The 12,811-nt window shown below is 58.7% G+C and carries 9 protein-coding genes and 2 pseudogenes; 4 read left to right on the top strand and 7 right to left on the bottom strand.

All coding sequences use genetic code 11. The features are described from left to right. From AX708_RS15415 to AX708_RS20075, 3 genes and pseudogenes are all read left to right on the top strand, one after another. Positions 1-1,499 (top strand): IS66 family transposase (locus AX708_RS15415; protein ID WP_067490387.1); only part of this gene is annotated, 1,499 nt, incomplete at its 5' end. 179 nt (positions 1,500-1,678) lie between these two features. Continuing rightward, positions 1,679-2,850 (top strand): IS3 family transposase gene (locus tag AX708_RS15405; RefSeq protein WP_155645025.1). Its coding sequence is split into 2 segments (ribosomal slippage): positions 1,679-1,931 and positions 1,931-2,850, totalling 1,173 coding nucleotides; the frame shifts between segments, so codons are not numbered across the junction. Between the two features lie 33 nt (positions 2,851-2,883). Continuing rightward, positions 2,884-3,154, top strand: a pseudogene (locus tag AX708_RS20075) (transposase); the annotation flags it as partial. A 51-nt stretch (positions 3,155-3,205) separates the two neighbouring features. Here the strand turns inward: AX708_RS20075 and AX708_RS21185 are convergent. The 5 genes and pseudogenes from AX708_RS21185 to AX708_RS20065 all read right to left on the bottom strand — a co-directional run. Then, positions 3,206-3,424, bottom strand: a pseudogene (locus AX708_RS21185) (transposase); the annotation flags it as partial. A 298-nt stretch (positions 3,425-3,722) separates the two neighbouring features. After that, on the bottom strand, positions 3,723-4,619 hold the full coding sequence (locus AX708_RS15400; protein WP_067400304.1) for a hypothetical protein: 897 nt from the start codon (positions 4,617-4,619) through the stop codon (positions 3,723-3,725). A gap of 23 nt (positions 4,620-4,642) precedes the next feature. Next, a complete protein-coding gene (locus tag AX708_RS15390) occupies positions 4,643-7,759 on the bottom strand; it encodes an efflux RND transporter permease subunit (RefSeq protein WP_066525879.1) in 3,117 nt (1,038 codons plus the stop codon). Positions 7,760-7,761: 2 nt separating this feature from the next. Next, positions 7,762-9,381, bottom strand: coding sequence for an efflux RND transporter periplasmic adaptor subunit (locus AX708_RS20070; RefSeq protein WP_067400307.1), 1,620 nt, complete (start codon positions 9,379-9,381; stop codon positions 7,762-7,764). Positions 9,382-9,395: 14 nt separating this feature from the next. Continuing rightward, positions 9,396-10,703: a TolC family protein gene (locus AX708_RS20065; RefSeq protein ID WP_197425883.1), complete on the bottom strand. Its 1,308-nt coding sequence runs from the start codon at positions 10,701-10,703 to the stop codon at positions 9,396-9,398. On the opposite strand from AX708_RS20065, the gene AX708_RS21395 reads away from it, so the two are divergent. Further along, positions 10,682-11,065: a hypothetical protein gene (locus AX708_RS21395; protein ID WP_066525892.1), complete on the top strand. Its 384-nt coding sequence runs from the start codon at positions 10,682-10,684 to the stop codon at positions 11,063-11,065. The genes AX708_RS20065 and AX708_RS21395 overlap by 22 nt on opposite strands. Before the next feature lie 296 nt (positions 11,066-11,361). Here AX708_RS21395 and AX708_RS20060 read toward each other — a convergent pair. Both AX708_RS20060 and AX708_RS15365 read right to left on the bottom strand, forming a co-directional pair. Continuing rightward, a protein-coding gene (locus tag AX708_RS20060; protein WP_155645024.1) for an IS5 family transposase occupies positions 11,362-12,124 on the bottom strand; the annotation gives its coding sequence in 2 pieces (ribosomal slippage) (positions 11,362-11,781 and positions 11,783-12,124; 762 coding nt in all). An 83-nt stretch (positions 12,125-12,207) separates the two neighbouring features. After that, positions 12,208-12,811 (bottom strand): IS630 family transposase (locus AX708_RS15365; RefSeq protein WP_156454585.1); only part of this gene is annotated, 604 nt, incomplete at its 5' end.

The following is a 12,811-nucleotide window of genomic DNA, read 5'->3' as shown; positions in this document are numbered from 1 at the left end:
ACCTCAAGCTGCAGATCGCCAAGCTGAAGCGCGAGCAGTATGGCCCCAGCGCCGAGCGCAGCCGCCGCCTACTCGACCAGATGGAGCTGCAACTCGAAGAGCTCGAGGCCGATGCCGCAGAGGACGATCTGATCGCTGAGGAAGCGGCAGCCAAGACCACCACGGTCACCGCCTTCGAGCGCAAGCGCCCGGCAAGGAAGCCGTTTCCCGAGCATCTGCCGCGCGAGCGTGTCGTGGTGCCTGCACCCTGTTCCTGCCCGGCCTGCGGCGGAGACCGGCTGTCCAGGCTCGGCGAAGACGTCACCGAGACGCTCGAGGTCATCCCGCGCTCGTGGAAGGTGATCCAGACGGTCCGCGAGAAGTTCTCGTGCCGTGACTGCGAGAAGATCGCGCAGGCCCCGGCACCGTTCCACGTAGTTCCGCGTGGATGGGCCGGCCCCAGCTTCCTCGCTATGCTCCTGTTCGAGAAGTACGGGCAGCACCAACCGCTCAACCGTCAAGCCGAGCGGTTCGCCCGAGAAGGCGTGCCGCTCAGTCTCTCGACCTTGGCTGATCAGGTCGGGGCTGCGGCCCACGCGCTGATGCCGATCTATAAGATGATCGAGGCGCATGTTCTGGCTGCAACCCGCATCCACAGCGACGATACGACCGTGCCGGTCATGGCCAAGGTGAAGACCGATACCGCACGATTATGGGTCTACGTCCGCGACGATCGGCCCTTTGCGGGCACCGATCCGCCAGCTGCCCTGTTCCACTACTCGCGCGATCGGCGCGGCGAGCATCCGCAAGCTCATCTCGCAGCATGGTCCGGCATTCTGCAAGCCGATGCCTATGGCGGCTATAACGACCTCTATCGCGAAGGACGCGACCCCGGTCCCGTGCTCGAGGCGGGCTGCTTTGCCCATGCCCGGCGCAAGTTCTTCGAGCTGGCCGATGTCCTAAGCTCGGCCCGCAAGAAGAGCCGTGGCCAGCGCGCCGCCATGATCTATCCGATCGCGCTCGAAGCCGTGCAGCGTCTCGACGCCCTGTTCGATATCGAGCGCGCCATCAATGGCAAGAGCCCCGCCGAGCGGCTCGCGGTCCGTCAGGAACTCAGCGTGCCGCTGATGGCAGAGCTGCACGCCTGGCTCACCGAGCAAGTCGGCAAGCTGTCGCGCGGCCATGACCTCACCAAGGCCTGCTTCTACATGCTCAAGCGCTGGGACGCGTTCACCCGCTTCCTCGACGATGGCCGCATCTGCCTCACCAACAATGCCGCCGAGCGCGCGCTTCGCTGCATCCCGCTCGGTCGCAAGGCATGGCTGTTCTGCGGCTCGGATCGCGGCGGCCAGCGCGCGGCCGTCATCTACACGCTGATCCAGACCGCAAAGCTCAACCATGTCGATCCGCAGGCCTGGCTCGCCGATGTCCTCGCGCGCATCGCCGATCATCCCGCCACCAAGCTCGATCAGCTGCTGCCTTGGAACTGGGCGCTGAGCACCATAGCGATTGCCGCATAAACCGGCCTACGCGCCGACCAGCATCACACCGCGGCCTTCACCGGACGGATACCGAGCTTATCTCTCGGGACATGGATATGTGGGCTTACCAGCGCGGTGTGATCCTGGACCTCTCCTGACGTGACCCCCTGATTTTCCTCCACGAGCGATTAGAGTCTGGCCTGAAGGAAGGACAGACGATGAAGCGTGTGAGGTTTTCAGAAGAGCAGATTATCGGGGTGCTGAAGGAGGCGGAGGCGGGCGCGAAGACCGCTGATCTGGCCCGGCGGCACGGGGTTTCGGAAGCGACGATCTACAACTGGAAGGCCAAGTATGGCGGGCTGGAGGTGTCCGAAGCTCGGCGTCTGAGGGAACTCGAGAGCGAGAACGCCAAGCTCAAGCGGCTGCTGGCCGATGCGATGTTGGATCAGGCTGCACTGAAGGATCTTCTTTCAAAAAAGTGGTGACGCCCGCCGCCAAGCGGGAAGCTGTTGCTCATCTTCAGACATGTCATGGGATGAGCGAGCGGCGGGCGTGCCGTGTCATTGATGCCGATCGCAAGAGCATGCGCTATCGTTCCACACGGGACGATGATGGCGATCTGCGCGAGAAGCTGCGCGAGTTGGCCAACCAGCGACGCCGGTTCGGCTACCGCCGCCTGCATATCCTGCTGCTCCGGGAGGGCGTGATGATCAACCGCAAGAAGACCCAGCGGCTGTATCGTGAGGAAGGTCTCGCAGTGAGGCGGCGGCGCAGCCGCAAGCGTGCTGTGGGCACCAGAGCGCCTGCACCGGTGCTGGCGTTACCGAACCAGCGCTGGAGCCTGGACTTTGTTCATGACCAGATCGCTTCTGGCAGACGGTTCCGGGTGCTCAACGTCGTCGATGACGTGACCAGGGAGTGCCTGGCTGCGGTGCCGGATACCTCGATCTCGGGGCACCGTGTCGTGCGCGAGCTGACCCGGCTGATCAGCGAGCGCGGCAAGCCGGGCATGATCGTCAGCGATAATGGCACCGAGCTCACCAGCAATGCCGTGCTCGCATGGTGCGGCCAGATCGGCGTGGAGTGGCATTACATCGCTCCGGGCAAGCCGATGCAGAATGGCTACGTCGAGAGCTTTAACGGCCGCATGCGCGATGAGCTGCTGAACGAGACCCTGTTCCTCAGCATGACCCATGCACGGGTCGAGATTGCTGCTTGGGTCGAGGATTACAACCGGGAGAGACCGCACTCATCCCTTGGCTACACAACCCCGGCGGCGTTCGCCGCCGAATTGGATAAGCAATGGCCTGCTTCGCTCCGCCCTACGGGCTCCGCTACGCAGCCCATTGCTTCAACCGCGCTGATGCGCAAAACAACCGCCTGGCTCTAATCCCAGCTGGGGGAAAGCTGGGGGTCACGTCACTCCCGCCCTAGTAAGCCCACAGACAATGCGTTCATCGAGGCGTTCAACAGCAAGCTGCGCGGCGAATGCCTGAACGCGCACTGGTTCCTGTCGCTGGAAGATGCTCGCGAAAAGCTGGAGGCGTGGCGTAGACACTATAAGGAAGAGCGACCGCATTGCGCGGTCGGGAATATCCCCCCCGATCATGCTGCCAAACTCAGCCGGTGAAACCAGCCCACCGGACCTGAGCAAGGCGGAAAACTCCAGACCCGAGCGGTCCAAGGTTCGGTAGCAGTGCACCTCAGGTCAGACTTTAGTCGCTCGTGGTGGAAAATCAGTGGGTCACGTCAGCCTCGATCCGCTTCAGTCGGCGATTCTCGTATTGCAGCTCGCGCAGGTGCCGTATCTCAGACGGCATCAACTCAGCGTATTTAATCTTTCAATTGAAAGCGGTTGCGTGGCTGATCCCCGCCTTGCGACAGACCTCAGCGACCGGCGTGCGCTCCTTGCCCTGCTTGATGACGAGCGCATTCTTCGCGTTCGTGACCTTCGATGACTTCATGCTAAACCTCTTTATCCAGCCAAGGAAATTCACGGTCGAAAATTCTAGCCGCAATTTGTCGAGTATTCACGTGGCATAGCACCGTGTTCGCATAATCAAACCTGTCGCATTCATAGCTGGATTTTGCGACAATTGGCAAATAAAGTTGATTGCCCAATTACGCAATCAATTGAATCTACGGCACCCTGCAAATATATAGCATTGATTTGCCATATTTCTTTGTATGGACTACTCCTACGGCATCTAATGCAATCGACGGGATTTGATATCAAAAATAACTATATTGGTTTGCGTTCCTTTAGGCAGATACATTCACGGTGAACGGCACGATCATTTCGCGCCCATTTGCCATGATTTGGACGAATATCTTCATGACGCCACTGTTTTTCGGTTCCATGTGAAATCCAACGATTGGCCCGCTACGATCACTGACAGTCTTGGGTTCGGTTCCCTGAGGGTGGACATGTTCAATTGAGCCCCAATCGCGCGAAAAGGCCACAACGTGCCCGAATGCTCCCATGATCGGTTGAAGCTGAGTGAAAGGCTGACCCGATTTCGCATCGACAATTGCGACACTACCCATAACCCCTTCACCAGCTTTTACGGGGCCCGCAAACGAGAGCGCGAATTTGAGACCTCCCATTTCTGCGGTTGCCACTGGCTTTGCGTCGGGCGCCGGCGCTTTTTCGGGTCCAGCATTCATGTCGGCGAAAACATATTCCTGATCGCCATCTTTGCGCGTCGAGTCCGCCCATACGCGGTATGTGCGACCAAATTTTGGTGTAAAACTGAACGTCCAGTCGCCCGACTTCGTGCCAGCCACCGGATGGATATGCTGATAATCCGTCAGGCTTTCATCAATAATCAGCAAGTGCAGCTTCTTCGTATGCGCGAGCGCCAGTTGATCAGGGCCAATCGGCGCGCCGGTCTTCAAGTCGGTTAAAGTGAGCGCCACTGATTGCGGATTGCCCGGTGTAAACGGACCGGCAGGAGCCAGCGCAACTTTAAGTGTTGCTGCACCGTGATGATGGCTTCCTTCGCCCATATCCATTCCGGCGTGTTCATCGCCGCCAGCACCTTCCTTGGCGGCGATTGCGGCATGATCGGCGTCTGTATGACCGTCATCATGCTTCTTTTCGCCGCAACCAGAGAGCGCGAGGGCAGAGGCTGCGATCAGGAACAATGCCTTTTTCATGGAGAGATATCCTTTTGCTTAGGTCAATAGGCTTGCAAATTGCCCGATTGCCGGGCTTCCGCGATGATGTTTTCGAGCGGTGCGCGCCCAAACAGGCGAAACAGGATTGGCGTGATCAAGGCATCGAGCAACGTCGCCGACAACAGCCCGCCAAAGATTGTAACGGCGACGGGATGGAGGATTTCCTTGCCGGGTTCGTCAGCTCCGATAAGTAGCGGCGTGAGCGCGAGACCTGCGGCCAGGGCTGTCATTAACACGGGCGTCAACCGTTCGAGCGTGCCGCGAATTATAAGTTTATCGCCCCATGTTTCACCCTCATGGAGAACGAGGTTGATATAATGGCTGACCTTCAGAATACCGTTGCGCGATGCGATCCCGGTAAGTGTAACGAATCCGACCATACTGGCGACTGAAAGCGGCAGTCCGGCAACACCGAGCGCCATTACCGATCCTACGAGCGCCATCGGCACCCCGGCCATGATTATCAGTGCCAATTTGGCCGAACGGTAACGGGTGAACAACAGAATGAAAATCATGCCAAAGGAGACGAGTGACAGGCCACCGATCGTCAATGCGGCTTCGCGCTGCGCCTCAAACTGGCCCTCGACGCGGACAAAGCCGCCAGCTGGTAATTTGAGTTTGGCTGCTTCGGCCTCAATTGCGGTCACTATACTACCCAAATTGGCACCTGGTGCCGCATTCGCGGAAACCACGATCCGGCGTTTTCCGCCTTCGCGTAGTATCTGGTTGGGGCCATCGGTTTCAATGATTTCCGCTAAATTCCGCAGGGGCACAGGGCCTCTTGGCGTTTCAATGAGTAGATCGGCCAATGCCGCCGTCGTGCGGGTTTCGTCAGGAAGCCGCAACACCACATCATAGCGTTTAAGTCCATCAACCACGCGGCTGACAATTTTGCCGTTCGACAGCGTCGCAATCGCGTCGGACACTGCTGCTGGCGTAATGCCGTAACTGCTCGCCCGCTCATAATCGATCCTCAGATCTAGCTGCGGCACGCGTACCTGTTTTTCAATTCGCAAATCGACGATGCCGGGAACGTCGGATATTGCCGCACGAAGCTGTTCAGCGCTTCCGCGCGCACCGTCCAGATCTTCGGCGAATATCTTGACAACGATCTGCGCTTGCACCCCCGAAAGTAAGTGGTCGATCCGGTGGCCAATCGGGGCTCCAACTGAAACCGAACCGGGCAGCACAGCGAGCTTACTGCGGATTGCCTCAGCAACCGCAGTCCGGTCCTCAGCGTCGGGTTTGAGCGCAACATCGATTTCGCTTGAATGAACGCCTTCAGCATGTTCATCAAGCTCGGCACGACCGGTCCGCCGACTGACGCTCTCGACCTGCGGTATTTGCAGCAATAGTTTCTCGGCGGTCGCCGCCAACTGGCTTGAGGCTTCTAGCGAGACGCCTGGTTCAAGTTGAAAACCGACAACAAAGCTACCTTCATTAAACGTTGGCAAGAACGCGCGTGGCAACAACAACGCTCCGCTGATAGCCAATAGGCTGACTATTATAGCGGTAATTAGCACGCCGCGAACGCGCGCAAAGCCCCACTCTAGAACGTACGAATTCAGTTTCTTAAGGCGCGTGACAACGCCTGATTCCTTCTCGGCATGAAGGGCTGCAAACTTTGGCAAGAGGTAATAGCAAAGCACTGGAGTTAGCGTCACGGCAGTGACGAAGCTTGCGAGGATCGACACAATATAAGCCTGGCCTAACGGCGCGAACAGGCGTCCTTCGACCCCCCCAAGAAAGAACAATGGCAGAAAGACAAGGATGATGATCGCGGTCGCATAAACAATGCCCGAGCGAACTTCACCTGACGCGTGGGCGATGACGACAAGCGATGATTGCGGTTCAGACGATGCAGCATTCTCTCGCAGACGGCGAAAGACGTTTTCTACATCGACGACAGCATCATCGACCAATTCTCCAATCGCGATAGCCAGACCGCCAAGTGTCATCGTATTTATCGACAAATCGAAAATGGAAAAAACGATCGCCGTGATTAATATCGATATCGGCAGGGATATTAGTGAGATTGCAGTCGTGCGGGAATTAAGAAGGAACAGGAAAAGCACGACCGCCACAACGATCGCCGCTTCGATCAACACTTTTTGGAGTGTGCCGATCGATGTTTCGATGAAATCTGCTTGACGGAACTGCACCTTGTCAGCCGTAATGCCGTCCGGTAGCGTTGCAGTTATTTCCCTTAAGGCAGTCTCCACTTGGGTTGTTACTGCGATCGTATCTGCTGTCGGCTGCTTCTGGACTGCGATAACCACCGCTGGCGCGCCATTATAACCTGCATCGCCCCGCCGGAAACCGGCTGCAAAACCAGCCGAGGCAACTTGCGAAAGTCTGACCGGGCCATTGGCATTTTCGCCAACAACCAACGCGCGCAGATCTTCGATCCGTGTCGACTGCGCAACACCCCGGATCAGATATTCCTTTTGAAACTGATCTACGAACCCGCCACCGCTGTTGGTACCGAATTCGCGCAATTGCCGGTCAATCTGATCAAGCGTTATGCCAAGTGCCGCCATTGCCGCCGGATCGGGCGAGACCCTATATTGCCGCACCTCGCCGCCAATCGGAATAACTTGTGCAACACCAGGGATTGTCAGCAAGCGAGGCCGTATCTGGAAGTCTGCAATTTCGCGCGCTTCCATCGGACTGGCTTTACCATAAGGAATCGCAACGAGCATGATTTCGCCCATAATCGACGTAACCGGTCCCATCTGGGGTACCGTGCTCGGCGGGATCTGTTCGCGAACGAGCGTCAGTCGTTCTGCGACTTGCTGGCGCGCTCGAAAGACATCTTCGCTCCAGTCAAATTCGACATAGACGACCGACAGTCCGATCCCCGAAACCGAGCGCACACGCTCAACACCAGGGACGCCGCTCATTGATGTTTCAATCGGGCGAGTTACCAGCGTTTCGACTTCAGGCGGAGCGAGACCCGGCGACTCAGTCAGTATCGTTACGACCGGACGATTAAGGTTAGGCAGAACGTCAACTGGCAGCCGACTTGCCGACAATAATCCCATCGCGATAAGCGCCACGGCGGCAAACAGAACGAGTATCCGGTTGCGCAGTGAAAAGGCGACAATGGCGTCAAACATACCTAGCGAACCTGACCGAGCAAAGTTGCTCCATTTGTCACCACACGTTCTTCAGCCTTGACCCCCGCTAATATCGCGACATGTCCAGCGTCAACCGGCGCGGTTGTTACGTTGCGCAGGGCGAAGGTTTCAGCGCGCGTCTTGACGAAAACCGAGGTTAAACCGTTAGAGCCACTTATCAACGACGCACGCGGCACGATCACCCCGGCGACGGGTTCGCCCAGCGGTGCCGCAAGTGTGACGCTCTCGTCAATGCGCAAACGTGGCGGCGCCCCCACAATGCGGAACAGTCCTTGTGCCGCCCGGCCCCGGTCCGCAAGGCCCGCGCCTTCGAATACCAGATCAAACGTAGCGCCGTCACTCGTCTTGCCGACCGCGCTCGCGCCTGCGGCTATAGGGCGTCGGTCGAACAAATTGGCTTCCACATACAGGCGTGAAGGATCGACAATCTCGAACAGAGTCGTTTGCGCCGCAACAACTTGGCCAACGCGAACGCCGCTTACCGAAATAACGCCGCTGATAGGAGCACGCAGCACTTCGCGTGCTGACGTCGCTTGGCCGAGTCCAGCCCGTCGCGATTGCAGGCCGCGCAGCGTAATCGCAGCCTCTTCAATTTCACGGCGCGGCACCACGCCTTCAAGCCGTCGGAGCCGTGCCGCACGATTGGAAGCGAGTGCTATTTGTTGATCGAGATCGCCCAGTTCGCGTGATAGCGAAGCGCGGTCGATCGCTTGAAGCGGCGGCTCAATGATCGCCAATATCTGTCCGGCACGCACCGATTGTCCGATGACTGCAATCCCCGAGGTGCCCGCAGTGACCCGCCCCCCTGTGGCACTTTGCACCAACCCACCACGACGCGGATCTGCGATAATCTGGCCAGTTAGATTGGCTGTCGGTGTTGTAACCCCATCCACTGCGACAATTGTGCGCAGACCGATAATCCGCTGAACACCCTTGGGCGCAAAAACGCCGCCATCAGGAAGCCGGGCGGCTGTATCGCCTCCTCCGCCTGGGGCTGTTGTGACGGGCGTGGTGGCGGCCGCGCTGTGATCCTCGTCGCCATGCGCCTGAATAGGGCGAGGCTGTAACAGCAATAACCCAAGCGCCAACACACCAATCGCGGCACCCGTCTTGCGCGAGCGCCAAAAGATCAAGCCGATAACAGCCAGCACTGCTATACCCGCCACAGCCAGCCAATATGTCCAACCACCACTGGCGGTCGCCGCGTCGACGTCAGGCACATTGAGTTCAGCCGAAAGCGATTCAACAGCCCCTGCGCGCGTAATGAGAAACGCCACTTGATGTGCGCCTGCGGTTTCCAGTTTAGCGTCGGACACTGTATATACGCCCCCCGCTAATTTCGCGGGTTGGCTTTTGCCATCAATTGTCACGTTCACATTGGCATTGGTTATCGGTGCATTGTCTGCCCAGCCGTCGATCCAGATCGTCATGTCGTCGGCGTTGACCGCCGCGACAAGTTCAATCGTTGCTGTGCGGGCCTCAATCCGCGGCTTTGCCCCTGTAGGTGCTGAGGCAACGGCAGCAGCGTCATGATCTTCATCGCCGTGCGCGTATGACGCTGACGGCGTGGACAGCAGTATTGCAGCAGCAATAGTCGCCATGAAAGACCTGAAAATCATGGCAATACACCCATAGCTTGGTTGACGTTGGAAACGGCGGCAGACTTAGCAACATGTGCAGCAACTAAATCACGTTCTGCGTCGAACAATGCCTGCCGCGCACGCAGAAATTCTATGTAGCCAATTTCACCTTCCTCTTGGCCGCGTTCGGTCAGCGCGAGGGCCTCGCGCAGACCAGACTCCCGCGCTTCGGCTTCAACAAGCGCCCGCTCTGCTACCGTAAGAAGCGCCAAGGCGGCACGTTGATCTGCCATTAAGCGCGTCCGAACGCGGGCCGCGTCAGCGGCAGCGGACAAAGCCTCGGCACGCGTGCCCGCCGCGTCCGCAACCGCACGCGAATCGCGACCTAGCGGAACTGCGAGACCGACAAGCAGTGCATCTGCGTAAGAACCACGGGGATCACTGCGTTCACGGCGCACGCCAATTGTGCCTTCGACCCTCGGCCGCGTGCTGAAACGTGCATAACCAGCCCTCGCCTCGGCAGCCTTGGCTCTAGCTTCTGCGGCAAGGAGTGTAGGATGGTCTTCGATGTCGGTGCTCGGAGACAGGGCTTCATCCCCAAAGCTGTCAGGGACATTGCCGATAAGCGCCTCGACGGCCGCCTGCGCATCGGCGAGATCACTTTCCGCAGCAGAAAGCCTACCCAATGCAGCGCCAAGATCGGCTTGTGCGACCAACAGATCGCGCTTTGCCTGCACTCCGGCCTCTACCAGCCGCTGAACTTGCTCTGCTTCTATTCGTGCCGTTGCGACATGTTGCTGTTCAATATCAATCACACGGCGCGCTCCAGCGAGCCGCCAATATGCCGAGCGAATATTTCCCGCCAGAGCAAGTTGCGTGGCCGCAAGTTCAGCACGTGCTGCATTACCGCTGAGCGTTGCAGCATTGACCCCCGCCCGCGCTTCACCCGGCCATTTTAGAGCCGTTGAGATACTGGCTTCCTGCTCAATAAGCCCGTCAAATCGAGTCAGAACATCACCGCGCAGAACTGGGGGACCAACAAATGGCCCCCTCGCAGCACGGCGCTGCGCGTCTGCCTGTGCCTGCAATTCGGGGCTGGCTGCGGTTTCGGGCAATCGCGCGGCAGCTTGCTCGTAGGCTTGGTGCAGCGATGTGGGCGGCGTACCATCTTGTGCCGATGCCGGTGCGGCCCACACAAAAGCCGCGCCAAGCGACGCGACCGCAATACCGAAGCTGTGTCGAACCATTTTCTGGTTCATCGAACGGTTATTTTCATCATACCTATAATACGCATGCAATTGGGAATACCCTCGAAAAAATTTTGCATTTTTATGATACCGCATCTTTCGAGTTTTTGGCACCAGTCGACCCATTCGAGCGTTGCAAACTTGACGGCTCCAAAGGACTGTCACGGTCCGGGTCAGGGTATCACTTCAGCATTGTATATCACCTCGGCATTTTAAAGTTCGTTGAACGTTTCGGCCAAAGCATCGTCATAGCTGTCGCCGACGCTGCCAGCCAATGTCTCACTGCCGGCCTCGGCAAGGCGCTTGGTTTATTTGATCGAGACATTTTGCCATTCGCGATCGCTGTGACGGATCAGCCCACCGCGAAGAACTGGCCGCCGATCGTGCAAAACCTACTCCAACGCATCGAGTACAAGCTGGCACGCGCAGTTCTGCTGCCCCACCAGCGCGTGATTTAGAGGGCGTAGACTTTCATCACAAACGCGAGATGAACGTACCCGGCTAAGGTCGAGACATAGGTCAAGCCCGAGACTCACGTTTGGTTGGGTCCCGTTCCATGGAACCGGCGGTACACGTGACTCAGCCGGTAGGGTGCCGCCTTGTCACTGGTCGTGGTGCGTGCCGGCTTGCCACGGATCGCCCTTGCGAAGCCGAGATCACGCATCCTCCGCTCCACCGCGCGGCAGGCAATGGCGTGTTTTTCCACGCGGCATCTGGCGCCAGACCTTGCAGACGCCTTAGTTTCTGTGGACATTTATCGCAACCAAAGGACGATGGCGGCGATGGTGACGACGGCGAGATAGTTGCGAGCGGTCTTTTCGAAGCGGGTGGCGACGCGCCTGAACTGCTTGAGACGCGAGAAGCAGCATTCGACGAGGTGGCGCTGGGCGTAGAGATGCTTGTCTAGCGGGTATTTGAACGTGCGCGACGGAGTGTTGGGGATGACGGCGACAGCGCCCTTGGCGGCGATGGCTTGGCGGAGGTGATCGGCGTCGTACGCCGTGTCGGCCATCACGACCTGCGCGGGCAGTTCCTCGATCAATGCACCTGCCTGGGGAGCATCGCCGCAGTGGCCGCCGGTAAGGGCAAGCCGGACCGGACAGCCCAAGCCTCTAACCGCCATGTGGATCTTGGTGCTCAGCCCACCTCGTGACCGACCAAGGGCCTGATCTTCAGGCCCCCTTTTTGGCACCCGCCGCGTGTTGGTGGGCGCGAACGACGGTTGAGTCGACGATCAGATACTCGAAGTCCGGGTCATCGGACATCGCATCGAACATGCGCCACCAGACCCCCTTGGCGCTCCACCTGCTGAACCGGCGGAACACGCTGTTCCAGTCGCCAAAGACCTCGGGAAGATCGCGCCAGGGAGAACCGGTGAGCACAATCCATAGCACGCCCTCAACAAACATCCGATTGTCGCGGCCCGTCGAGCCACGCTGATCCGATCGTCCGATAATAAACGGTGCCATCCGCGCCCAAGCCACGTCGCTGAGCACCAGCCGATCCAGAACACCCAAGGCAACCTCCAAAAGTAACCTTGAATCAGATTTCAGTGCAAATGTGAATCCCAAGAGTCCACACTACCTAGGGCGTTTTTCGATCATTCCGGGTCATATCCGCAAGAGCTGAAGTAGTTGGCGCATTCGGAGGGGTGGAAGATGTCGACGAGCTTCCCGATGAGATCCCACAGGCCGCCGACGGTTCGCTCACCGATTTTGCGGAGCATGGCCTTGAGGCGGGAGAAGGCCTTTTCGATCGGATTGAAGTCGGGGCTGTAGGGCGGCAGGAAGCGCAACCTTGCCCCCGCCGCCTCGATCCGGTCACGGACCGAAGCGCGCTTATGTCTAGACAGGTTGTCCATGATCACAACGTCGCCAGGCCGCAACTCCGGCACTAGCACCTTGGACACATAGGCCTCGAACCAGTCCCCGTTGATCGGGCCGTCGAGCACCATCGGCGCGGCCATGCCGGTCATGCGCAGGCCCGCCACCAGAGTGGTGGTTTTGCGGTGACCGTGAGGAAAGCCCATCCGCAAGCGCTCGCCCTTCAGGCAGCGGCCATGGCTGCGGGTCATGTTGGTAGCGGTCCAGGTCTCATCGATGAATACGAGACGCACAGGCTCCAGATCGATCTGGCCTTCGAACCATTCATGACGCTGCTTCAGGACGTCGGGTCGGTCTTGCTCGATAGCATGGCCAGGCTTT

Origin of the sequence: Erythrobacter sp. CCH5-A1, assembly GCF_001557115.1 — a bacterium.
Classification (GTDB): domain Bacteria; phylum Pseudomonadota; class Alphaproteobacteria; order Sphingomonadales; family Sphingomonadaceae; genus Erythrobacter.
The sequence above is the reverse complement of the archived record's forward strand: the minus strand, read 5'-3'. Positions and strand labels throughout refer to the sequence as shown.

Excerpts from the sequence above, each read along its gene's own strand:
- AX708_RS20065 (WP_197425883.1), bottom strand. The coding sequence starts at position 10,703 with ATGCGGTATCATAAAAATGCAAAATTTTTTCGAGGGTATTCCCAATTG.
- AX708_RS20070 (WP_067400307.1), bottom strand. The coding sequence starts at position 9,381 with ATGGCGACTATTGCTGCTGCAATACTGCTGTCCACGCCGTCAGCGTCA.
- AX708_RS15390 (WP_066525879.1), bottom strand. The coding sequence starts at position 7,759 with ATGTTTGACGCCATTGTCGCCTTTTCACTGCGCAACCGGATACTCGTT.
- AX708_RS15400 (WP_067400304.1), bottom strand. The coding sequence starts at position 4,619 with ATGAAAAAGGCATTGTTCCTGATCGCAGCCTCTGCCCTCGCGCTCTCT.